Source organism: Streptomyces sp. NPDC087906 (genome assembly GCF_055584925.1).
On record NZ_JBVJLC010000001.1, the window covers coordinates 351,632 to 374,878 of the forward strand.

At 69.4% G+C, this 23,247-nt stretch carries 14 protein-coding genes; 5 read left to right on the plus strand and 9 right to left on the minus strand.

The window, feature by feature from the left end; translation table 11 throughout:
- Window positions 1-5 precede the first annotated feature (5 nt).
- From ACZ63I_RS01515 to ACZ63I_RS01530, 4 genes are all read left to right on the plus strand, one after another.
- Complete coding sequence (locus ACZ63I_RS01515; RefSeq protein ID WP_469334268.1) at window positions 6-2,417, plus strand: PA14 domain-containing protein; 2,412 nt, start codon at window positions 6-8, stop codon at window positions 2,415-2,417.
- Between the two features lie 385 nt (window positions 2,418-2,802).
- On the plus strand, window positions 2,803-9,786 hold the full coding sequence (locus ACZ63I_RS01520; protein WP_469334270.1) for a glycoside hydrolase domain-containing protein: 6,984 nt from the start codon (window positions 2,803-2,805) through the stop codon (window positions 9,784-9,786).
- Window positions 9,787-9,917: 131 nt separating this feature from the next.
- Window positions 9,918-10,718, plus strand: coding sequence for a class I SAM-dependent methyltransferase (locus ACZ63I_RS01525; RefSeq protein ID WP_469334272.1), 801 nt, complete (start codon window positions 9,918-9,920; stop codon window positions 10,716-10,718).
- Window positions 10,719-10,946: 228 nt separating this feature from the next.
- Window positions 10,947-11,417: a VOC family protein gene (locus ACZ63I_RS01530; protein WP_469334274.1), complete on the plus strand. Its 471-nt coding sequence runs from the start codon at window positions 10,947-10,949 to the stop codon at window positions 11,415-11,417.
- An 8-nt stretch (window positions 11,418-11,425) separates the two neighbouring features.
- Here the strand turns inward: ACZ63I_RS01530 and ACZ63I_RS01535 are convergent, their stop codons facing one another.
- The 7 genes from ACZ63I_RS01535 to ACZ63I_RS01565 form a co-directional block, all read right to left on the minus strand.
- On the minus strand, window positions 11,426-12,175 hold the full coding sequence (locus ACZ63I_RS01535) for an SDR family NAD(P)-dependent oxidoreductase (RefSeq protein WP_469334276.1): 750 nt from the start codon (window positions 12,173-12,175) through the stop codon (window positions 11,426-11,428).
- 91 nt (window positions 12,176-12,266) lie between these two features.
- Window positions 12,267-12,890, minus strand: coding sequence for a TetR/AcrR family transcriptional regulator (locus ACZ63I_RS01540; protein ID WP_469334278.1), 624 nt, complete (start codon window positions 12,888-12,890; stop codon window positions 12,267-12,269).
- Between the two features lie 223 nt (window positions 12,891-13,113).
- Window positions 13,114-13,623: a DinB family protein gene (locus ACZ63I_RS01545; RefSeq protein ID WP_469334280.1), complete on the minus strand. Its 510-nt coding sequence runs from the start codon at window positions 13,621-13,623 to the stop codon at window positions 13,114-13,116.
- Complete coding sequence (locus tag ACZ63I_RS01550; RefSeq protein WP_469334282.1) at window positions 13,613-14,125, minus strand: SRPBCC family protein; 513 nt, start codon at window positions 14,123-14,125, stop codon at window positions 13,613-13,615. Before ACZ63I_RS01550 ends, ACZ63I_RS01545 begins: the two co-directional genes overlap by 11 nt.
- Before the next feature lie 136 nt (window positions 14,126-14,261).
- A complete protein-coding gene (locus ACZ63I_RS01555; protein ID WP_469334284.1) occupies window positions 14,262-15,008 on the minus strand; it encodes a D-Ala-D-Ala carboxypeptidase family metallohydrolase in 747 nt (248 codons plus the stop codon).
- A 155-nt stretch (window positions 15,009-15,163) separates the two neighbouring features.
- A complete protein-coding gene (locus ACZ63I_RS01560) occupies window positions 15,164-15,433 on the minus strand; it encodes a hypothetical protein (protein ID WP_469334285.1) in 270 nt (89 codons plus the stop codon).
- Between the two features lie 143 nt (window positions 15,434-15,576).
- The gene (locus ACZ63I_RS01565) at window positions 15,577-16,386 is read right to left on the minus strand and encodes a hypothetical protein (protein ID WP_469334287.1); all 810 of its coding nucleotides are present in this window, start codon (window positions 16,384-16,386) and stop codon (window positions 15,577-15,579) included.
- Window positions 16,387-16,739: 353 nt separating this feature from the next.
- On the opposite strand from ACZ63I_RS01565, the gene ACZ63I_RS01570 reads away from it, so the two are divergent.
- On the plus strand, window positions 16,740-17,057 hold the full coding sequence (locus ACZ63I_RS01570; protein ID WP_469334289.1) for a hypothetical protein: 318 nt from the start codon (window positions 16,740-16,742) through the stop codon (window positions 17,055-17,057).
- Between the two features lie 1,013 nt (window positions 17,058-18,070).
- Here the strand turns inward: ACZ63I_RS01570 and ACZ63I_RS01575 are convergent.
- Together ACZ63I_RS01575 and ACZ63I_RS01580 are read right to left on the minus strand one after the other, a co-directional pair.
- The gene (locus ACZ63I_RS01575; RefSeq protein WP_469334291.1) at window positions 18,071-18,448 is read right to left on the minus strand and encodes a DUF7919 family protein; all 378 of its coding nucleotides are present in this window, start codon (window positions 18,446-18,448) and stop codon (window positions 18,071-18,073) included.
- A 4-nt stretch (window positions 18,449-18,452) separates the two neighbouring features.
- Window positions 18,453-23,231 (minus strand): putative T7SS-secreted protein, encoded by a 4,779-nt coding sequence (locus ACZ63I_RS01580; RefSeq protein ID WP_469334293.1) that lies wholly within the window; start codon window positions 23,229-23,231, stop codon window positions 18,453-18,455.
- Window positions 23,232-23,247: the final 16 nt, after the last annotated feature.

Below are 23,247 nucleotides of genomic sequence, written 5' to 3' on the forward strand. Positions count from 1 at the left end.
ACTCGATGAATCCAGCCAGACGCACCACCGCCGCCGCCTTGGTTCTGGCTACGGCAGGGGGAGTGCTCTGCACCACCGCCGTACCCGCCTCCGCCGCGGTGAGCTGCGCCTCCCCCGTCTTCCAACGGCAGTTCTTCGCGAACACCACGTTCTCCGGCACACCGAAGAAGACGGACTGCGACTCCGCGATCGACCAGAACTGGGGTACGGGCGCGCCCGTACCCGGCGTACCGTCCAACAACTTCGGTGTGCGCTGGTCGGTGACGCGGGACTTCGGCTCCGGCGGCCCCTTCGCCTTCACGGTCTCCGCGCAGGACGGCGTACGGGTCTACGTGGACAACGTCCGCAAGGTCGACGTGTGGAAGAACGTCTCCTCGACCGTCAAGAAGACGGTCAATGTGACGATCCCCAGCGGCAAGCACACGCTCCGCGTCGACTTCGTCAACTGGACGGGCACCGCCAACGTCAAGTACGCCTACGCGCCGCGCACTTCCGTCGGGGTCGACAAGGTCAAGCCGCTCGCCCCGACGGGCGCCGTCGTCTCCTACTCCACCGCCACCGGCGCCGCCAAGTTCGCCTGGTCGGGGAACAAGGAGCTGGACCTCGCGAACTACCGGGTCTACCGGCGGCTGAAGGGCTCGTCGTACGGCAGCAAGCCGCTCGTGACGACCACCGCCACGTCGTACACCGACAGCTCGCTGCCGAAGACCGGCGCCGGCTACTACTACGAGGTGCGGGCCGTCGACAAGTCGGGCAACGTCTCCGGCGGCAGCGCCGACCAGCTCGTCACCACCGTCGACAAGACACCGCCCGCCGCGCCGTTCGTCGAGTGGGACGCGTGCCCGTCCGACCAGCCCTTCGCGGCCCCCCAACTGGTCACCACCCCGGCGAACGCCGCCGACATCGCCTGGTACGAGATGCAGCGCCTCGACGCCGCGACGAACCGCTGGAGCACCGTCTACTCCGGTGCCAGGGGCGCGATCTGCGACACCGGCTATCCGGCCGACGGCAGCAAGGTCACCTACCGGGGCCGGGCCCGGGACGCCGCCGGGAACTGGTCGGCGTACTCGGCCGCCACCACGTTCACCACCTCCGACCTGACCCCGCCGGCCGCCGTCACACAGCTCCGCACCGAGTACCGGTCGGGCGTTCCGCATCTGCTCTGGTCGCCCGTCACCGGGGCCGCCTCGTACCAGGTGCTCCAGTACGACCCCGCGGCCGGCGGCTACCAGGACGCGCTGCCCGAGGGCGCCGGCCCCGCGCAGACCGACGTGGTGCCGCGCCAACTGGCCGCCGTCGCCGACAGTTACCGGTACGCGGTGCGTTCGGTGGACGCCAAGGGGAACGCCGCAGCGCCGGTGGAGATCACCCTAAGGATGGCCGAACGGCCGGACGCGATCCCCGTGTTCAAGACCACCGCGCACCGGTTCGACGAGGGCGTGATGGTCGCGTGGAGCGGTGTCGACCCGTGGACCGTGGACGAAAAGCCCCTTCCCGCGTACACGATCGTCCGCACCGACACCGCGACCGGCGAGACCAGCGTCGTGGACAAGTGCAAGCCGTTCACCTCGGTCGACCAGCCGCTGACGGACCCCGACACGTACTGGACCTGGGCGGACGACGACGCCCCCTGGTCCGCGCGCAAGCAAGTCAACGGCAGTTGCTGGGACGTCCGGGGCGCGTCGGAGACGACGTACGAGTACCAGGTCGTGACGACCGACCGGTACGGGCACCGCTCGCAGCCCGGCCCGGCCGCCACGGAGACAACCCCGGACACCGTGCGCCCCGCGCCGGTGCGGGACCTGGCCGCGGAACGCGTCCCGCTCGGCGTCCGGCTGACCTGGACGCCGCCCGCCGACGACGACGTGACCGGCTACCACGTGTGGCAGGGCGTCACCGACCCGGACAGCGGTGCGACGGTCTGGCAGGAGAACTGCTGGACAGGCAGTTCGCTGGCCAGGACCGAGATCCTCTGCCCGACCGTCCCCGACGGCGCGACGCACGTCTACAAGGTGGCCGCCACGGACGACCGGCTCCAGTACGACGACGAGGCACTCGACGTACTCCGTCCCGCCGAGGTCGCGGTGGCCCTGCCCGACACCCGGCCGCCGGGCTGGACGGAGACCGCGGTCCGCGAGGACCGGTACCCGGAGCTGCGCACCGGCTGCTCCGAAAGCTCGGGCCTCGGGGACTGCTCGCGGTTCGCGAGCTACCGGGTGGAGCGCTGGGACCCCGCCACGGCCGGCTACGTCACGGTGGCCGAGGGCGCGCCGGGCAACACCGCGTTCTGGATGGACACCACGGTGTACGAGGACCTGCTCGGCCTGTACTACTACCGCGTCGTACGCCTGGACGCCTCGGGCGCCGAGGTCGTGACCCGGTCGACGGCCTACGGCATCTGGGAGTCCTGGCTCTGACCGGGACGCGGAACGCGGTGCAGGGGGACGCGGTGCAGGGGGACGCGGGGCAGAGGGACCGGGGGCAGGGGGACGGGGGGAACGGGGGAACGGCGGAGGTGCCTGGCCGCGACGGCAGCGGTCAGGCCCGTGGCGGCCCGGCCGGGCCGGAAGGCCGCCGGCGCGCATCTGCTGTGCGAGTTCTGTTTGCCCGCTGTATTCCTTTTCCCTGTCTGATGGCGCACGGTCGTGAACGCCACGGGCGCGATCCCGTGCGTCCACTTCCGCCTTTGCTCCGCACGTTCCGGTGTTTAGTCTGACAACGTTGTCTTCCTCTTGTGGGGCGGACTGTGCGGACGCAATACGACACTGGAGAGGTTACGTGCCCATCAGATCTCGAACTCCCTTGCCCCGCGCGGTTGTTCCGCGCACCACCCGAAGACGGCACCGGCAACTGCGCGGCACGGTCGCCGTACTGCTGAGCGGCGCGCTCGGTCTCGGCGCGCTCGCCGGAGCCGGCACCGCCGCCGCGGCCGCCGCGGCCGCCGCGAACAAGCCCACGTCCGCCACCAAGTCCCCCGGTACCACCAAGTCCCCCGGCACCACCGGCGGTACGGACTACACCAAACTCGTCGACCCGTTCGTCTCGACCGCCGGCGACGACGGCAACGACCTGCCCGGCGCCCAGGCGCCGCACAGCCTGGCCAAGGTCAACCCGATGACCACGCCGAACCGCAACCACTCCGGGTACGACTACAACGAGGACCACATCGCCGGGTTCACCGCGACGAACCTCGACGGCGTCGGCGGCTCGGGCGGCGGCGGCGACCTGCTCGTCGTCCCCACGTCCGTGAAATACGACGGCAGGCCCGCCGCCGGGACGTACGCCCACCCGTACAGCCACGACGACGAGAGCGCGACGCCCGGCTCCTACCAGGTGGGCCTCGGCGCCATCTCCGGGACCGGGTCGGCGGTGAAGCAGGACTCCGGCACCGTCAAGGCCGAGATGACCGCGACGACGCGCACGGCGCTGCAGCGCTACAGCTTCCCCGCGGGGTCGGAGCCCGAACTCGTCCTCGACCTCGCGAACAACTACACGAGCCGCACCCGCTCGACCCTGAAGGCGACGACGCTCCCCGACGGGACGACCTCGATCACCGGCCTCGTCGCCGGATCGTTCAACGGCGCCTCGTACCAGATGTACTACAACGCCACCACGAACGCCCCCGTCACCTCCCTCAAGAGCTGGGGCGGCGACGGCAAGTTGAGCGACGCGGCCACGCAGGACGGGTCCGACACCGGCGCCGTCCTCGGGTTCGACAAGTCCGCGGGCAACGACATCGAGCTGCGTATCACGCTCTCGCCGATCAGCGCGGAACAGGCCGTCACCGACCAGCGCAACGAGGTCGGCGGCCTCACCTTCGACCAGGCGCGCGCCCGGACGAAGGCGGAGTGGAACAGCGCGCTCGGCGCGGTCGCCGTGCGCGCGTCGGCGAAGTCCGACCCCGGGTCGACGCTCACCAAGGAGTTCTACACCCACCTGTACCGCATGTACGCGCTGCCGGTGAACGCCACCAGCACCAGCGGTACGTACCGCGGCGCCGACGGCGCGGTGCACAAGGCGAACGGCTTCACGTACTACGACGGTTGGTCCACCTGGGACGACTTCCGCAAGTACTCCGTCGAGGCGTACATCGACCCGGCCACCTACCGGGACATGATCCAGTCGCTCATCGTGCTGTTCGCCGACGCGCGCGCCTCTGGCAAGAGCCTCGGCAGCATCACCCACTCGGTCCCGACCGTGCGGTGGGAGCGTTCGGCCGTGCTGGTCGCCGACGCGCTGTCGAAGGGGTACAAGAACTTCGACCGGCTCGACGAGGCGTACCCGGCGCTGCTGTCGTACAGCGGGTACTACACGGGCGCGCAGTTGCGCCAGGGGTACGTCAGCGGGGATCCCGGTACGACGGTCCAGCGCGGCTACGACCAGTGGGCGCTCGCCGTCGTCGCCGACGCGCTCGGCAAGAAGGCGGACGCGAAGAAGCTGCGCGACCAGTCGACCATGGCGATCGACAACCTCGTGAAGTCCGGCGCCTGGAAGGCCGCCGACGGCACCGAAGTCGGTCTGCTCACCCCGCGCGCCACGGGCGGTGACTGGCAGAGCGCCGACTACGAGAAGTTCGAGGCGGCCGGCCTCTACCAGGGCACGCTGTGGCAGTACCACTGGTACGACGCCTACGACATGGGCGGCCTCATCGAGGCGATGGGCGGCCCGAAGGCAGGAAAGGCCGCCGTCAAGCACATGTTCGGCGAGGACTCCACCGCCGACGACGGCTCGACCATGCTGCACTCCAACGCGAACGAGATCGACCTCCAGGCCCCGTACCTCTTCAACTACGTCGGCGAGCCGAGCCTGACGCAGAAGTGGGTGCGCGCCATCTACACCGGCACGACCTGGAACCGCTACATCGCGACGGGCTCCACGAACGAAGCCCCCAGCTCCGGCGGCGAGTTCACCCCGCCGGTCAAGACCCAGGTCTACAAGCTCTCGCCGAACGGCTTCCTGCCGACCATGGACAACGACGCCGGCACCATGTCGACGATGTTCGTCGGCGCGGCATTGGGCCTGTTCCCGGTGACCGCCGGTTCCAGCCAGTTCCAGATCGGCAGCCCGTTCTTCGACTCGACCACGATCACCTATGCCAACGGCAGTCAGTTCACGGTGAAGGCCGATGGCGTATCGCCGAGCAACTACTACGTGCAGAGCGCCACCCTCAACGGCAAGCGGTTCGACAACACGTGGCTCGACTACTCGCAGATCATCGCGGGCGGCACCCTGGACTTCACGATGGGGTCCAAGCCCTCCCAGTGGGGCGCGCGCACGGCCCCCGCGTACTCGCTGAACACCGACGCGGGCGACACGGGCGGCGACTCAGGGCCGGGCAAGGGCGACACCGTCGTCTCCGCGCGGCCCGGCACCGTGGCCACCTCGGCGGACGGCACCCTCAACGGCAGCGTGAAGCTGACCCTGGACGGCCCCGCGTCGTTCGCCGCCCGCAACGGCACCAGCCTCACCAGGACCGGGGCCGCGGTCGTGACCGGCCTGCCGGGCGGTGTCACGGCCGACCTCCGCGTCACCGGTTCGCGTACGGCGACGCTGTCGCTCAGCGGCAAGGCGACGGTGGACGCGCGCTTCGGCATCACGTTCCACGACGCGGCGTTCTCGCGCGGGACGCGGGCCTCGACCGTGCGCGGCACGGGAGTGTCCCCGACCGACCCGCTCCTCATCTCCGCAGCCGCCGTGCACCGCAAGGCCCTTGCCGCACTTGTCGACCAGGCGTCCCTGGTACGCGGCGACAACTACTCGGACGGCTCCTGGACGTTGTTCAGGTCGGCGCTCGAACGCGCGCGAACGGCCCTCGCTGACGGTACGTCAGCGTCGGGCACGCTCATGGCCGCTGACGACGCCCTGCGCTCGGCCGTCGACGGGCTCACCGTCGACGAGGGCGGCTACGCCGTCCTACAGGCCGAGAACCCCGCGCAGATGGAGGGCCCCAGCCTCGTGAAGGAGGCGTACTACTCGGACGGCGACCTCGGCGGCGTCACCGAGGGGGCGTGGGAGCGGTACAACAAGCTGGACTTCGGCGGGGTCGCGCCGAAGAGCGTGTCGGTCCGCTACGCGAACTCGGTGGCGACGGACGCGAAGCCGAGCAGCGTCGACATCCACGCGGGCGCGGCCGACGGCCCCGTCGTCGCCACCGTCCAGCTCCCCGGCACCGGCGGCTGGCAGTACTACGCCACGGTGCAGGCGGCCGTCACCGACCCGGACGCCCTGCTGGCGGCGAAGAGCGCGACGTTCGTGTTCCACGCCCCTTCGGGCCAGGAGTGGGTGTCGAACTTCGACTGGTACCAGTTCTCGCCGTACGAGGTCTCCGCGTCGCCGACGACCACGCTCGCCACGCTGACCACGGCCAACACCACCACGACCGGCGGCGGTTCGTCGCCGCTCAACCTCTCGAACGGCATCTTCGAGAACGTGACGAACGGCGCGTGGGCCGAGTGGAAGAACACGGATCTGCGCGACGGCGCCGACACCGTCACCGTCCGCTATGACAAGCCCCAGTCGCGCGCGGCTTCGGACTCGCACATCGAGCTGCACCTCGGCTCGAAGGACGGCCCGAAGAGCGTCAACATCCCCCTGGACTACAGCGGTTCGGGCTGGGGGACCGTCGCCACGGAAAGCGTGCGGCTCGACCCGGCCGTCTTCACCGGCGTCCAGGACGTGTACGCCGCGTTCGTCTCCACCACCCAGACGGACGCCCAGCCCTACGTGGGCAACATCTACGGGCTGACCCTGACGCAGGACGCCGACGCCCCCGTGGGCTTCGACGCCACCGCGTTCCGCTCGAACAGCGGCGGCGGGCTCAAGAGCGAGCCGGTCGGCTGGAGCGGGTCGGGTGCCACCACCGACCTCGGCGGCACGTACGACGGAGCCTGGCTGGACTACGGGGACATCGACTTCGGCAGCTCCGCCAAGAGCACCGTGACGATCGCCTACGCCAACAACTCCGCCCGCTGCGGCACCGGTTCGGCCGTCCAGCTCTACCTGGACGCCTTCGACGCCGCCAACCCCGGCACGCCCTACGCGACCGTACCGCTCCCGGTCACGGGCAGCGCGTGGTCGTCAGGAGGGACGACGAGCCTGACCCTGCCCACGGCGATCACCGGCAAGCACGCCGTCCATCTGCGGCTGACGACGACCCCGGACGCCGCCCACCCGTACGTCGCGAATCTGGCCCGGATCACCTTCGACCACGTCGAAGCACCCGCCGTCACGGACAAGTCCGCCCTGCGGAAGGCGATCGACCAGTACGCGGGAGTCTCCGGCGACGCTGAGCGCTACAACGCGATCGACTTCGGTGTGTACCTGCGCGAACTCGCGGCGGCACGCGCCCTCGTCGAAGCGGACGACGCGACGCAGCTCGAAGTCGACACCCAGACGCGCCGTCTCACCCTGTCCGCCACGCAGTTGGTCCCGCTGCCGAGGCTGCGTCTTGAGGACCTGGTCACGACCGCGTCCGCCCTCACCAACGACCGCTACACGGACGCGTCGTGGAAGGCGTTCAGCACGGCACTCGCGGCGGCGAAGGCCACGGTCGCGGACGACGCGGCAGCGGACAAGACCCTCACCGCCCGGTACACGGCCCTCGACCACGCGATGTCCGCGCTCAAGTCGAAGCCCAAGTCGGTCCCGGCCGCGCCCGACGCGGTGTCGGCGACGTCGTCCGGCTCCAGTGTGACCGTCGCCTGGTCGGCGCCGGCCGACACCGGCGGGTCACCCCTTACGGGGTACCGGATCAGCCTCAGCGACGGCCACCAGGTCGAGATCCGCGAGCCGAACAGCCGCAGCACGACGTTCACCCGGCTGCGGACGGGCCGGTCCTACACGGCACGCGTCGCGGCGGTGAACAAGGTCGGCGCCTCGCGCCCGAGCGCCGCGACGGCACCCGTGGTGACCGGCGGCGGCAAGCCGCAGCAGCCGCGGGTGGCGGGTGTGCTCACCGACGGCAAGCAGGTCCGCGTGACCTGGCGGGCCGCGGGCGACGGCGGATTCCCGATCATCGGCTACACCGTGGCCCTCGGCGACGGGACCACGGCGCATGTGCCGGCCACGGCTGACACGGCGCTGCTGACGACGACGGGCAAGGCGAAGGCGCAGACGGCGAGGGTCACGGCGGTGACTTTGGCGGGAACGTCGGAGGATGCCGCGGCGACCGGGTCAGCGACGGGACGGACCACCTCTGACTCGACGTACGACTCGACGTACGACCCGACGTACGAACCGTCCCCGTTCCCGGACGACACGCTGAACGCGGCCTACGCGTCGGACAAGTGGCCGGGCGAGGGCGACGGCACGGACTACTTCAACAGCCTGCTCAACGGTTTCGACGACCTCAGCTCCGACATCCTCGGCGCCAACACCAAGGTGCCCAACGGCACCGAACCGAGCGCCGAGAACGACCAGATCGCGGTCCGCATCAACAACGCGGCCACACAGAAGGAGGTGGACAGGGCCGAGGTCGACGCGACGAACAGCGCCACCGTCACGATGGCCGACGGCCTCGGCTCCCGGCTCGGCAAGATCTACAGCGACGCGCTGAGCGGCGGCCAACTGCCCAAGACCAACGCCCTGTTCGGCCGCGTCACGCAGAACCTCGACAAGGTCGACGCGGTGAAGAACCACTACGGCTACCAGCGCCCGTACGTACGGCTCGGGTTCGTCGGTGACGGCGGCGACATCTACGAGTCGCAGGACGGCTCGTACAGCGGCCTCGCCACCAGCGGCTCGTACCCGAGCGGCCACACGTACGGCGGCTACGAGGCCGGGACCGTACTCGCCACGCTCCTGCCGGAGTTGGCGCCGTCGATCCTCGCGCGCACCTCGGAGTACGGGGACAACCGCATCGTCCTCGGGTTCCACTACCCGCTCGACGTCATGGGCGGCCGTATCGCGGGACAGGCGACCGTCGCCCACCGCTGGGCGGATCCCGACTTCGCGAAGCTGCTGACCCAGGCCCACACCGAGATGGAGAACGTGCTGCTCGCGCAGTGCGCGAAGGAGGGGTACGGCGACACGCTTGCTGCCTGCGCCGGCGACTCGTACGGCGGCCTGAACGGGACGCAGCAAGTCGACCTGTACACGCGGCGGATGACGTACGGCTTCTCCCAGGTGGGGAAGTCGGGGCAGGCACTCAAGGCGCCGTCCGACGCGGCGGCCCTGCTGATCACCGCGTTCCCGAACCTCACCACCGAGCAGCGCACCCAGATCCTGGAGCAGACGGCCACGGACTCGGGGTACCCGCTCGACCTCACGGGGGACGGCGGGGCGAGCTGGGAGCGGATCAACCTGGCGGCGGCGATGACGGCGCACGTGGTCGTCAACGCCAACGGGTCGGTCACGGTCAAGAACTTCCCGGACGCGACGAAGGCGAGTGCCGCGGACGCGAAGGCGATCACCGTCGGGGGCGCGGCGATCGACGGCTTCGACCCGAACGTGTCGACGTACGTGGTCGACTGGCCGAAGAACACGCGGATCCCGGCCGTCTCCGCCGCACCGGCCGTGCCCGGCGCGCGGGTGAAGGTCACGGACGGCAGCACGGTCCTCTCGTCGAACGGGTCACGCTTCACCACCCGTACGATCAAGGTGACCTCGGCCAACGGCTCGGCGACCCGGACCTACACGGTCGGGTTCGCGCTGACGGACCGCGACACCGGCGGTCACGCGGCCGTCGCGGGACCCGGCTTGCCCGGCCTGTCCGGCATAGGCGGCGGCCATGGACTCAGTGTGCCGACCCCGCCGTGGCTGGAACCGAGGAGCCCGCTGGTCCGCTGACCACGACGTACCATCGAACCAACTGAACCAACTGAACCAACTGAACCAACTGAACCAACCGGACCGGCCCCTCCGGGCGAACGCTTGACGTTCGCCCGGAGGGGCCGCGTTGTTTCGTACGGAGGAGATCGATGACCGGGACCCCCGAGGAGCGAGCGGGCCGGCCGGAACTGTTCGACTACGACGCGGAATTGCGGCGGTACAACGAACACTTCCGCGCGGCTGCCCGCGTCGGCCCCCGCGACCGTGTGCTCGACATCGGCTGCGGCACGGGCCGGACCACGCGCGACGCGGCCCGCGCCGCGGTCGACGGAAGCGCGCTGGGCGTCGACATCTCGGCGCCGATGCTGGCACGGGCCCGTCAACTCACGCACGAGCAAGGGCCGTCCAACGCCACGTACGAGCAGGCGGACGCCCAGGTCCACGGCTTCGAACCGGCGTACTTCGACGTCTGCGTCAGCCGGTTCGGCACGATGTTCTTCGCGGACCCGGTCGCCGCGTTCACCAATGTCGGCCGCGCGCTGCGCCCGGCGGCGCGCCTGGTGCTGCTGGTCTGGCAGGACCGCGACCGCAACGAATGGGCGTCGGCGATCCGCGGGAGCCTCACCGGCGCGGCCACCCCTGCCACCTCAGGACCGAACGCGTTCTCACTGGCCGACCCGACCAGCACGGCAGACATCCTGACGGCGTCGGGCTTCACGGACGTCACGTTCACCGACGTACACGAACCCGTCTACTACGGCCCGGACACCGCCACCGCGCTCGACAGCGTGCTCCGGCTGCTGAAGTTCCAGGACCTGCTCGCCGACCTGGACCCCCCAACAGCCGCCCAGGCCCGCACCCGACTCCACACCACCCTCGCGGCCCACGACACCGGCGACGGCGTCTTCTTCGACTCGCACGCCTGGCTCGTCACGGCCCGCCGCGCGTAGCGAGAACACTGCTGCCGGCCCAGATGCCACACACGTCCGCCCCCGCCACCGACTGACCGTGTCCGGTGATCGGCTCGTTCCCGCGTAAGGGGGTCACTGACGTCGGTCGCGGCCGTTCGGGCGGCAAGCGAAGGCGCACCGATGAGTTCCGCCGGTCGGGCCGGTCTCACAGGACGTACACCATCGAGCGCCATCGGGCGCCGTCGATCCAATGACCGGAGACCCGACATGAATACTCCCGCACACGCCGGCCGCATGCTGTTCGTGAACATGCCCGTAGCTGACCTCGCCCGCAGCAAGGCGTTCTTCGCGAAGCTCGGGTTCAGCTTCAACCCGAACTTCACCGACGAGTCCGGCGCCTGCATGCTGGTCGGCGAGCAGGCCTTCGTCATGCTGCTCACCCGCGAGAAGTTCGCGGAGTTCGCGAAGCTGCCGATCGCCGATCCCACCACGCACGTGCTGGCGCTGTACTCCTTCAGCGCGTCGTCCCGCGAAGAGGTCGACGCGGTCAGCGCCGCCGCACTCGCGGCGGGCGCCACCGAGGCGGACGGTGCCGAGGACTACGGCTTCATGTACTCGCGCAGCTTCTTCGACCTGGACGGCCACGGCTGGCAGGTCATGTGGATGGCCCCGGCGGCGGCTGAGCAGGGCAACGAGGCATTCGCGGCGGCCGCGCAGAACGCCGCCGACCCGGCCTGACGTGATCCTCAGACGGCGGTGCCGCCGCCGTCGGCGGCGAGGGTGGAGCCCGTGAGGTAGCTGGCGCGGGGTGAGCCGAGGAAGTAGATGGCCTCGGCGATCTCGACGGGGGTGGCGGTACGGCGCAGGGGGAGGCCCTTGCCGAGTTCGGCGACGCCGTCGCCCCACTCGGCGAGCACGCCGTCGGTGATGGTCGGGCCGGGGGCGACGCTGTTGACCCGTACGCCCTGCGGGCCGAACTCCGCCGCCCAGGTGCGGGTGAACGACGCGAGGGCGGCCTTCGTGGCGCTGTAGACGGAGGCGCCGGGGACGCCCATCGAGGCGGCCATGGTCGTGACGTTGACGATGCTGCCGCTGCCCTTGGCCAGCATCGCGGGCACGAGCGCGGCTGTCAGGAAGAACGCGCCGCGCACGTTCGTGTCGAACATCCGCTGGAAGCCGGCGACGTCCTGCTCGACGGTCGGCGCCACCGGGAACGCGGAGGCGTTGTTGACGAGGATGTCCACCGGCCCCGCCGCTTCGGCCAGCGCCTCGACCGACCGCAGGTCGGCGAGGTCGGCGGCCACGAAACGGACCGTTCCGGGCCCCTGGCCGATGTCGGCGACGGCCTTGGCGCCGCGCTCGGCGTCGCGGCCGGAGATGACGACGGTCGCGCCTGCCCCGGCGAAGAGGCGGGCGGCTTCGAGGCCGATACCGGCGGTGCCGCCGGTGATGAGTGCGACCTGATCGTTGAGTTCCATCGTTCTGCCTTCCGTCACGTTTTTAGAGTGCTCCCTCTATTTTGAGTCGCCGCAGAGACGCTGTCAAACGTTCAGGGGGTTACTTCGGCTCGTGCCGCCGACGAACGGCTCAGCTCACGGCGTGGCAGCGGATCCGCTCGATCATCGCGGTCAGGACGGCGTCCAGCGCGATCGTGTCGCGGCGGGCCTGGGTCATCAGCAGGCCCCCCTGCAACGCGGTGAGCGTGGCCAGCGCAAGCCGCTCCGGGTCGGCGTCGGGACGCAACTCGCCCCGGTTCTGCATCTCCTGGAGCCCCGCCTGGATCGCGTCCTGCCACTCGCCGTACCCCGCAGCGAGCTGGGCGCGGGCCTGCGGGTCGCGGTCGGAGAGTTCCACGGACAGCGACCCGATCGGGCAGCCGCCCTCGCAGCCGTTCGCCCGCTGCGCCTCGATGATGGCGTCACGCCACGCCTCCAGCGCCTCGAAGCTGTCCAGCCGGCTGAGCAGCGGCCGCTGGAAGGCGAGCACGTACTCGGTCTGGTACGTGATGACGGCCTGGACCAGCGTCTTCTTGTCGCCGAAGTAGTGGTAGATCTGCGACGGGCTGGTGACGCCGGCCGCCTTCTGTACGTCTTCGGTACTGGTCCCCGCCACACCCCGCTCGAACATCAGCCGGGCAGCGGCGGCCACGATACGATCCCGGGTCGCCCGCCCCTTGGGGGTCAGGCGCTGCGTGGTGGTACGGCTCTCCATACCACCAATTTACCAAATTCTGGAGCCAACACTCTATTGGGGTGCCCCAGCCACCCGAACCACCCGTCACCGAGACCTGAAGAGCCCGGCGAAACCGGCCCCGCGAACCGGCCCCGCGAAACCAGCCCGGCGAACGAGCCCGGCGAACGAGCCCGGCGAAACCGACCCGGCGAAACCGACCCGGCGAAACCGGCCCGGCGAAACCAGCCCGCCCACACGACACCTAGCCGGCGTACGGATTGCCGCCGAGCCAGACTCTGCCGTCGATCAGTTCGCGTGCCGCGTCCAAGTGGCCACCATGGCAGGCGACTTCGGTGAGGACGTGGATCAGGATGTGCCGTACGTCCGGCAGCCGCCAGGTCGGCCAGATCTCCACGGGCCAGGCGGCGGGCTCCTGTTCGGGTCTCGCGGCGGCGAGCACGGCGTCCGCGCGGGCCACGGCCGTACGGTAGTCGGCGAAGACCTCCTCGGCGCTCATCCCCTCGGGCACGTACCAGTGCGCCTCCGCGCCCGCCTTGAGCTGTCCGGCCACCTCAGGATCGCCCGCGATCACCCCGGGAAACCAGAAGCGCTCGACATCCAGGGTGAGATGGCGCAGCAAAGCGAGGCAGCACCAGCCGCTGGGCAGCACAGGCCGCCGCAGCTCGTCCTCCGAGAGCCCGTCGAGGATCCCGAGCACGTGTGCGCGCTGGCGGTCCAAGGCGCCCTTGAGGGCGCCGAGTTCAGCGTCCATCGGGCGCCCCGGTCGGGCGGCACAGCTCGGCGAGGCGTTCCAAGGTGCGCGCCATCTGGGTCTGCCACCAGTCACGCCCGCTCTTCACTTCGTCGCGTTTCTCCTCCGGCAGCCGCGAACCGTCGAAGATCTCGGTCACAACCGTCGCCCCGGGCCCGTCCGGGAGCAGGTCGAAGATCCACCGATGGCCCCACGCGGCCTCGCCCCCGTCGGCGTCCGGATGGCCGCGACCGGGCTGCGGCTCCCAGCCGATGCGGCGGTCCGGCTCGTACTCGACGATGTGGTTGCGCATCTCGTAGTCGCCGTGGCGCTCGTTGTGCATCCGCATCACGAAGACGTCCCCGACGCCCGAGACCACGCCGCCGCGCACGCCTCCTCGCAGCATCCCGGAGCCGTCGAGCTCCAGATGCCGTCCGGGGTCGGCCAGGATCCGGAAGATGTCCCCCGCCGGGACGTCGATGCGGCGGGACACCACCACGGACACCCCCGTCGTACCAGCCATCCGCACCCCTCCGTCAACCCGTGAGCATGAAGTCCGACACCGGCCAGGACGCTACACCGGGGGTACGACAACGCCCGCCGGACCCACCACTCCCCGGCCGGGGAGTGGTGGCCGGGCAGAGGAGGGCTCGGGAGCGTCAGATCGTGCCGTCCTGCCACCACCAGGCCCGGCCGAGGTCGGCTCGGCTGTCGACGTGCTGGTGGTCGACGGTGTACGTCTCGAGACCGGAGAAACCGCAGGTCTCGGCCTTCTGGTAGACGGTCCGGTTGGCCACGCCGGGGACGCCCAGGTCCGCTGCGGTGCCGTAGAGGTGCATGCTGTCGCTGGCGCCGCCGACCTGGGAGTTGTGCGCGATGCTGCGGAAGCCGGAGTTGACCGTGACGGGTACGTTGCCCAGCTTCTTGCGCAGCGCTTCGAGCTTGTACATCGCGCGCCGGGCGTTCTCCTTGGTGGCGGCGGTGCTCAGCTTGCCGCCCGCGAAGGTGCCGCTGACCCGGTCGGTGAACTCGCTGAAGTTGAAGTGCGCGGTCGAACCGTCCGCCTGCTCAAGGGCGTTGAGCTGCGCATGCGTCGCGGGTCCTGCGACGCCGTCGGCGCCGAGACCGTACGCCGCCTGGAACCGGCGTACGGCCGCGGCGGTGCCGGCGCCGAAGTTCCCGTCGACGCTGACCCTGCTGTGGCTCGGGCTGTCCGCGGCCCAGCCCGCGACCCGGATCTGCAGCTCGGTCACGTCCGCGCCGGTGGCCCCCTGGCTGAGCGTGCGCGACCAGGTGTACGCCTGGGCGACGCCCGACAGGACCGTCGGAACGAGCACGGCACCAACGCCGGCTGCCAGCGAACCCCGGATAACGGTTCGGCGGTCGAAAGAGCGGGATGGGTTCATCTTTGTCCTCTCACAAGCAGGTTTATCAGGTCCATGACAGAACACACGTCGGTGAAGCGCGACCGCGCCAGTGTCATGGCTCGACACGTCATGCGAAAGAGGGCAGCCACCGCACATTCCCCAGCAGCGCCCCCGAACTCGGCCCGGATACCCCGTCAGCGCGCGGCGAAGGTGCCGCCTGCGGACTCCGCGGCCCACGCGGCTGAGCGTTCGACGGTGGGTCCTTCGATACGCAGGGCACCGGCCGTGTAGGCGGCCCAGAGCAAGTCCTGGCGGCCGAAGAAGGATTCTCCCCAACTGTCGACCCAGACATGAACGCGGGAGGGGCCGGCCCGTGTGTCGTCCCACCACTCCCAGCCTCTGGAGTCGTCGTCGGGGTCGAAGCGGTAGAGCCAGTCCTGTAGCTCCCACGGCCTGCCGCTCATGTGGTCTACGTAGGCGTCGCGGCGGCCTTTCCTCGCGAGCTCAGTGGCCGGTGCGCCGACTGGGGAACTTACGGCCCTGAACCAGTCCGGAACGTCGTCGACGGGGAGGGTGTCGGCCCCGAAATCCGCGGTGTGCCCCATCCTCAGCTACCGAAGGAGCCGTTGTCGTGGCGAAACGCGTCCCACACCTCGCTGACGAAGTCGCGGAGTTCAGCGTCTGAAAGATCGCCGGGTTCACTCAGTTCGGGGTCGATCGAGTAGTTCTCAAGAATCATGAACACCCGGTCCAGGAGATCGGCGACCGATCCTCGTACCCGTTCTCCGTTCGCCTGTGAAGTGCGCCGGGCTTCCCACCATTCACGTGCGAAGTCGGGTGCGCTGCGGGTTCCATCCCTTAGCTCATCCAAGAGAGCCAACTGGCGCGCCGTCGCGCTCGCCGGATCAATGTCCGCCACGTGGGACCATGCCGTGTGCACCGGGCGGTAAGCGCCTGCCACGCCGGACAGCCCAGGGTGCCGACGGGAAAGGGTGCGCGCGTAACGGCCGAAGCGTGAACGAGCCGTGTCGATGCCTTCGGCGACGGCCGCCGTCATGAAGTCGGGGGTACCCGCGATGAGGGCGTAACCGGCTTCCGGGAAGAGAACAGCTCCTCGCAGATCCGGCGTAACGAGCAGAGAAGGCGGCCGGATCGCCCCATGACTCGTGACAGAGGGAAACGGGGACGTCGGAACGGTGCGGGCACCGACCTCTCCGGAGAGGTCCGCAACGAGCATGTGCGCTGACCCGGTTGCGCGGCAGCCGGCTTCGATCCGGCGGCTCAGTGCCGCATCCATCTGGGAACCGGCAGGCACAGGGGCCACCGACTTGTCGCGCAGCCAGGAGGACGCGAAAGCACCGCCGTCGCCAAGCACGGCCTTCCGGACAGTCACACTCTCCTGCTCCGAACTCGTCACCACAGATACCCTAGACAGCCAAGACCACTCAAGTCGATGAGCTGAGTATTCGTCGTGGAGCGAATGACGAGAACGGAACGCGCGCTCCGGCCTCAGGAATGCGAGACCGCAAGATGGCGGGCTTGAGTCAACTCGCAGTACGCGGTTGCCGGGAGTGTCCTCCCGCGGTACGACAGCGAGGCTAGCTGCGGAGGATCAGTCCTGGCGACATGGGGGCGGTTATGCAGTGGACAGCGATCGTGGCGGCTGCTGTGGGCGCCGTGTTGGGCGTGGGCAGCACACTTGTCGCGGACCGCATTCGGTGGCGCGGTGAGAGGTCGGAGAGGGATCGCGACGAGCTTCGCACTTGCTTCATGGAGTATCTCGCAGCCCTCGCTCGGGCGCGCGACGCTTTCTCGCGGATCGAGCCTTCTTCGGGCCACGTGGGTAGGGGACACATCGAGATCGGCGAGTACGGTGTCTACAGTGCCCAGCACCAATTGGAGCTGGTGGCACCGGTGTTCATTCTCGCCAAGGCCGACCAAGCGACTCTCGCGATGCTCGATTTCTATGACGCGGTGGTCGCTGGGTACGACCCGTACTCGGAGGAGTACCGGAAGGCGTGGCGTGCCGCCCGTGAGACGCGGGGCACGTTGGTTGAAGCGATGCGTACGACTCTGAGAAGCCGCTGAGGGGCAGCCACCGGCCTCCCCGTCGAGTGGGACGGACCTTCTCCCGATAGCTGCGCAACGGCGAAGGCGACACCACTCGATGACCGCTTCGTGGTGCACCCGTATGCCAGTTCAGCAGACAGCGGAGCTATCTTCGCCCGCTCTTGAACTCGGCCACGAGGCACGGGAATTCGACATGCGGTCTACGGTGGCGTGCCTGGCCGAGACGGCTGCAAGGCGATGAGCGGCCCGCCTCCGGCCCGTAGACAGGGCCGTGTTCGCGGGCGCTGCGGGGTCCCGGAAGGGCGCTGTCGGACGGGGGCGGTTGCAGGGATTGCGCTACCCGACTGACGTACCGGCGGTTTCCCGCGGAAGCTGTGGACACCTGCCCATGACAAATCTCGGCGCCCATACCGGTGTTGCCGCTGAGTACCTCGCGAGTTCCCACCTTCTCCGGCAGCAGAGTGGCACGGCAAACAGCCGTGCGGAAGCCGTTCCTGGGCCGCGCCCTGAGGCGCAGCCTAACCAAAACGGACGGGCGGTCTCACACCAGCCTGCAGATTGAAGTCCTATCGATAATTACCGTCAGGCTTCGGGGGCAGCGAAGGCTTGTGGGGATGGCGCAGTAGTGCTCTCGACCGCGCCGGCGGTCGTCAGACAGTCCAGTCCCTCAACAGAGGGAACCTGTTCGTCTTGGGCTACGGGGGGCCCGACCCCCGTGTCTCAAGGGGCGAATGGGCGAACGCACCCCTGTCTGCCAACAAGCAGGGTGCCGCGCTGCTCCAGCCGGGGGTCGCAGGGGCGGCCCACTTCGCTGACGCGCCGTCACCGGGCGAAGGCTCTAGAGGGCCGGACCGTCGCGGACTACGGCCCTCACCGGGCATCTTTCTACTACTGGCACCGCACCAACATCAGCGACTGAGCGTGGTGGAGTGCGGACCTAAGAGGTCGGCGAGCCCAGTGTGAACTGGGCCCTGAGGCCCGGTCGTGTCGGGCCTCAGGGCGGCCCGGCAGCCCTCAAGTGTCGGCAGGGGCTACTCGGACGCGAGAACTGCTCTGCAATAGTCGGCAGGCGGAAGGTAGTTGTGCTGCTCGACGTAGTGGACGACCATGGCCGGAGACACGTAGGTGATACCGCCGTGGTCGGTGATGCGAATCTCACCGCTTCCGATGAAGACGTTGCCACGTGAAGTGTTTTCCCTGGCGGTCTGAAAGTCCGGACAGAGCTCACAGAAATGCATGCCTCGCTGCACGTTCACCGATTCGCGCGCCATCTCGGCAAGGGAATCCACCAGGCCGGGAGGTGCGGTACCGGTGTTGAAAGGATGCTCCCGGGAAAGCCAGCCAATATTCAACATTTTTTCGTCGGACGAGTCGTAAGTGTACGGACTGAGATCCGGATAGTAGGTCATTGCCTCACCAGGGTTTCACGTGTTCGCGGCAGATCAGGACATGTACCGCCCCCATTTTATCGGTAATGATCTCGCTGAGCCTCGTAGGCGTGTTGACCGTAATGGATTTGCTGCTGATCGCGAGATTCTTGGGGGTGTCGACAGTGTAGTCAGGGAGTTTCTTTCCTGGACCGAACGTCTCCACGGCGGGATGATTCGCTCCGGTTTCGATATCGTGAGCGAATGCATCCCCGAGTCGTTCTCCGTCCTCCACGTAGAACTTGAGCCACGTCCCCGGCGGTACGTGCATATCTCCGGCTCCAAATTCGTAGTACCCGTGTCCTGAAATCACCCTGGAATTGTCTGTCCTGCCCTGTTGAGTGACGCTCTTGGCCCAGTCGTTTCCCTCTCCTGGGCCGTGCTTGGGCTGAGGCCGGCGGTCCTGCTCAGGAGAGCAGGGTGCTAGGCCATGCGGGTCGAGCCACATCAGGGGGTTGGAGACGTAGCTGACAGGGTTGGGTGCGGGGGTGAGGCCGAGGGGGTCCGGGGTGAGGTAGCGGGCGGTTTCCGGGTCGTAGTGGCGGAAGTAGTTGTAGTGGAGGCCGGTTTCCGGATCGAAGTACTGGCCGGGAAAGCGCAGCGGGGTGTACGCGGTGGAGGCGCGGGACCAAGTCGTCGTGCCCCACAGGGTGGTGCGGGTGCGCCAGGCGATGTCCCCGGATTCGTCGACGAGTTCGGTGGGCGTGCCGACGAGGTCGGTGGCGATGGCGAAGAAGCGCCGGTCGATCTCCTCCTGGGAGGCATCGGCCGCGATGACGCGTTCGGTCTGGTTCAGGGGACGCGGGCCGGAGTGGTCCCACGTGAGGACGATCTGGTTGGCGAACTCCGGTGAGGTGCTGGTCTCTTCGCAGACGGTGGTGCCGTCCCAGGTGAAGGTCGTCTGCTCGACCACCGTCGTGCCGTCGGGCGCGAGGCGTTGCTTCGCGGTGCGGCGGCCGAGGGGGTCGTAGCGGTAGCGCCAGCGGGTGCCGTCGGGGGTGGTGACGCCGATGAGGCGGTCCTCGGCGTCCCATGCGTAGCGCCAGGTGTCAGGGGTGCGTGACAGCCGGGTCTTCTGGCGCAGGACGGTGCGGCCGGCGGCGTCGTGTTCGTAACGGACGTTCCCGGCGCGGGTGATGCGGGTGCCGGTGTAGCTGCGCTGACCGGTCGTCTCCTGGCCGGGCATGGACGCGGGCCAAGCGGCCGCGGTCTGGTTGCCGGCTTCGTCGTACGCGTACGACTCGCTCCAGCCGTCCGCCTGGACCCCGGTCACGCGGTCAGCCACGTCGAGGTCGAAGCGGCGGGAACCGGAGAGTTCGTCGTCGACACCGGTCAGATTGCCGTCGGCGCGATAGGCGTAGGAGCGACGGTTGAGGCGGCGGCCGGCGGAGGAGATCTCCTGGCCGGTCATGCGCCCGGCAGCGTCCCAGGCGGTCGTGAAGGTGAGTATCTCCCCGACCTGGCGCGTCAGTTCGCGTCCTGTCGCGTCGCGATCGAAGCGCACATCATGGCCGCCGCTGCTCTGCTGTACGAGACGCCCGGCCACGTCGTACGTGTACGTGGTGACCAGTCCGGTGGGGGTCACCCGGCGGGTGCGCCGGCCCAGGCCGTCGTACGTGTAGGTGGTGGCGCGGCCGTCGACCAGTTCGGTCTTGACCTGGCCGCGGCGGTCGTACTGGTAGACCAGTTCGCTGTCGGGCCCTGCGGCGCGGACAAGCCGGCCCGCGTTGTCGTACGCGTAGGTGGTGGTCCGGCCGGCCGCATCCTTGTGGATCACCCGGCCGGAGACATCGCGCTCGTAGCGGATGGCCTCGCCCAACGGCGTGGTACGGCTTGTCACTCGGCCGAGGGAATCTAGCTGGTAGCGCAGGGTGCGGTCGTCGAAGTCCGTCTCGGTGACGACCCGGCCGGCCGCGTCGTAGCCGTAACTCCACGTCAGACCTTGCGGGTTGGTCACCTGGGTGAGGCGCAGCTCCGCGTCGTGGCCGAACTCGTAGCGGGCACCGTCCGGGCCGGTGCGCGCTGCGAGGAGGTCGAAGTGGGTGTACTCGTAGCGGGTGGTGCGGTCGAGGGAGTCGGTGTGGGCGAGGCAGTTGCCCTCGCCGTCGTACGTCCACGATTCGGTGGCCCCGTCGGGGCCGGTACGGCGGCCGAGTTGGCCGTCGGCGGTCCACTCGAAGCAGGTGGTCGCTCCCACGGCGTCGGTGACGCGTACGGGACGGCCGAAGGCGTCGCGCTCGTAGCGGGTCGTTGCGCCGAGCGGGTCGCTCACCGTCACGGGCAGGCCGGCGCTGTCGCAGCGTACGGTCGTCACCGCGCCGAGTGCGTCGGTGACAGCGGTTGGACGGCCGTACGCGTCGTAGCTGTAGCAAGTGGTCTGTCCTGCTGGGTCGGTGAGCGCGGTCCGGTTGCCGCGCCCGTCGAACTCCTGCTGCCACCGGGCACCGCCCGGCGCGGTGATCTCGGTCGTGTGACCCGACGGGTCGTGCACGGCGCGTACTTGGCTTCCGTCGGCGCGGGTGAGTGTGGAGAGCCTGCCGGCCTCGTCGTAGGTGAAGGCGGTGGTGCGACCGAGCGGGTCGGTGCGGGTCAGGAGGTTGCCGCGGGTGTCGTAGGTGAAGCGGGTGGTGTGCCCCAGGGGATCGGTGGTGGCCAGGACGCGTCCGGCCGTGTCGATGAGATGGCGGGTCTTGCGCCCGTCGGCGGTGGTGAGTGTGGTGACGCGGTGGCCGGTGGTCTGGTCAGGGGTGCTGTAGGCGAGTGTGAGCTGGACGTGCCCGCCTTCGCCACCCTCGTTGACGACCCGGTCCTGGTCGTCGTAGACGTAGTCGTAGCGGCGCTGGTTGGAGTCGATCCAGGCGGTGACGCGGTGGCGGTCGTCGTACGCGAAGGTGAGGGTGGCACCGGAGGGCTTGGTGACGGTGGTCAGATCGCCGTCCGTGTAGCCGTAGGACATGACGGGTTGGGTGGGTTCGTCGTCCGTGGCGGCCAGCCCGAGCGTGGTGATTCGGCTGTCGGCCGTTGCCAGTTGCAGGTGGTACCCGGCTGAGTGGACCATCGCCAGGGGCACGCCGCCGTCGGCGCGGTCGACGGTGATGGTGTTGCCGTTGCGGTCGCTTGTCTGGACGAGCCAGGCGTCGCCGTCGTCACCGGGTTCGGCGCCGGCGGGTGCGGCGAAATGCCGTACGAGCCCGGTGTCGGGGTGGGTGAGCGTGTAGTCGCCGATTTCGTCACGGGCCAGCAGACTGCGGGTAGTTCCGGTCTCGGGAAGTGTGGGGACGCCGGGGACGGGGTGGGGGTACGTGATCAGGAGTCCGTCGGCGGAGACATGGACGACTCCTGCGGCGTCGATCTCCAGGCGTTCGTCGACGGTGGAGGACCAGGACGGACCGAAGAAACGCCCTGCCCGGTAACCGGATTCGACGCGGCGCGTGAAGACCAGCGGAAGGACGCCGGGCAGCACCACGTCGGTCTGAGGGAGGAACATCCGCCCTGACGCGAGGTCGACGGGGTCGGTGCCGTCGGTGGGGCGTTCGGCGTCGGGGCGGGTGTGGGTGCCTTCGGGGGCGTCGTCGATCAGTTTGCGGGCGCGGTTGGCGTCCGCGGCCAGGTCGGCGGCCTCCTTCGCCGCCCGAACTCCCTTGACCCCGGCCCCGGCTCCGCCGGTGGCGGCCGTGAGGACCAGGTCGGGGACGAGCCGGCCGAGTCCTTCGGAGGGGTCCTTCGCGAATTCGGTGACCATCTGCTTGCCCGCGCCCCAGGGGTCGTTGGCGACCTGGAGCAGTCCGGCCGCGGTGCTGTTGAGCGACGTCGCGTACTCGGCGGGGTGGGTGATGTTGTACGGGTCGGTCGGGTTGAGGCTGCGGGCGAACGTGAGCAGCCCTGCGGTGCCCTTGATGATGCCGCCGCTGAAGTGGTCCCGCATGAGGTCGAGTTCTCCCACGCCCTGGACGGCCTGTTCGGCCCACTTGGGTTTCGGCGGCGCGGTGTCGCGGGCGGCCTGCACGGCGGTGAGGGCGGTCTCGGCGGCCGAATTGCGCTGGCGCCTGGCCTCGGCCAGGATCTCCTGCGCTTCCTGCATCTGCCCGGTGCCGGGATCGGTGAACGCTCCCGGACGCGGCGGGAGTTCGGAGGGGTCGCGCTTGTCGGCGGGTTTGGCGTTGTACTGGTTGACGGCCTTGTTGTACGTGTCGACCTTCGCCTTGTGCGCGTCGGCCGCGTTTTCGGACGCCTTCGTGCCCGCCTTCCACTTGTCGATCGCCGTCTGCGCCTGATCCTGGGCCCAGGTGACGGTTTCGGCGAAGGACTCCAGGGCGCCGCCGGCCTTCGCGAAGGCGTCGGCACCCTTGAACCACTTCGGCGGCTCGATCGCCACGGTCTCCCGGAACGCGTCCGCCGCCTCGCCCTTGACGGCGGACGAGTCGAGGCCCTTCAGGCCGCCGCCTACCTTGTCGAACGCGGCCTGGAAATCGCGCAGATGGGAGGCGGTCTCGCGGATCTTCGACGGACTGCCGTAGATGAGTTTGGTCTTGTCGTCGGTCTGCCCGAGGTCCATCTCGTCGACCTCGGCGCCCATCCGGTTCGCCACCGAGCGGGACTTCTCCCGCACCCAGTCGGCGCCGGACTCCCAGCCGACGTCATCGAGCCGGTCGGCGGTCCAGTTCCCGGCGTCCTCGACGCGGTTGCCGGCCCACTCCACCCCGTCCTCGACGGCGTCCTCGACGACGTCGGGGGTGAGGTCGCTGACGAAGTCCCCGATACCCATGACTCAACTTCCCCCG

What these genes read in the sequence shown, in the direction of transcription:
- ACZ63I_RS01515 (WP_469334268.1), top strand. Translation starts at nt 6, where the DNA reads ATGAATCCAGCCAGACGCACCACCGCCGCCGCCTTGGTTCTGGCTACG.
- ACZ63I_RS01525 (WP_469334272.1), top strand. Translation starts at nt 9,918, where the DNA reads ATGACCGGGACCCCCGAGGAGCGAGCGGGCCGGCCGGAACTGTTCGAC.
- ACZ63I_RS01530 (WP_469334274.1), top strand. Translation starts at nt 10,947, where the DNA reads ATGAATACTCCCGCACACGCCGGCCGCATGCTGTTCGTGAACATGCCC.
- ACZ63I_RS01540 (WP_469334278.1), bottom strand. Translation starts at nt 12,890, where the DNA reads ATGGAGAGCCGTACCACCACGCAGCGCCTGACCCCCAAGGGGCGGGCG.
- ACZ63I_RS01545 (WP_469334280.1), bottom strand. Translation starts at nt 13,623, where the DNA reads ATGGACGCTGAACTCGGCGCCCTCAAGGGCGCCTTGGACCGCCAGCGC.
- ACZ63I_RS01550 (WP_469334282.1), bottom strand. Translation starts at nt 14,125, where the DNA reads ATGGCTGGTACGACGGGGGTGTCCGTGGTGGTGTCCCGCCGCATCGAC.
- ACZ63I_RS01555 (WP_469334284.1), bottom strand. Translation starts at nt 15,008, where the DNA reads ATGAACCCATCCCGCTCTTTCGACCGCCGAACCGTTATCCGGGGTTCG.
- ACZ63I_RS01560 (WP_469334285.1), bottom strand. Translation starts at nt 15,433, where the DNA reads ATGAGCGGCAGGCCGTGGGAGCTACAGGACTGGCTCTACCGCTTCGAC.
- ACZ63I_RS01570 (WP_469334289.1), top strand. Translation starts at nt 16,740, where the DNA reads ATGGAGTATCTCGCAGCCCTCGCTCGGGCGCGCGACGCTTTCTCGCGG.
- ACZ63I_RS01575 (WP_469334291.1), bottom strand. Translation starts at nt 18,448, where the DNA reads ATGACCTACTATCCGGATCTCAGTCCGTACACTTACGACTCGTCCGAC.
- ACZ63I_RS01580 (WP_469334293.1), bottom strand. Translation starts at nt 23,231, where the DNA reads ATGGGTATCGGGGACTTCGTCAGCGACCTCACCCCCGACGTCGTCGAG.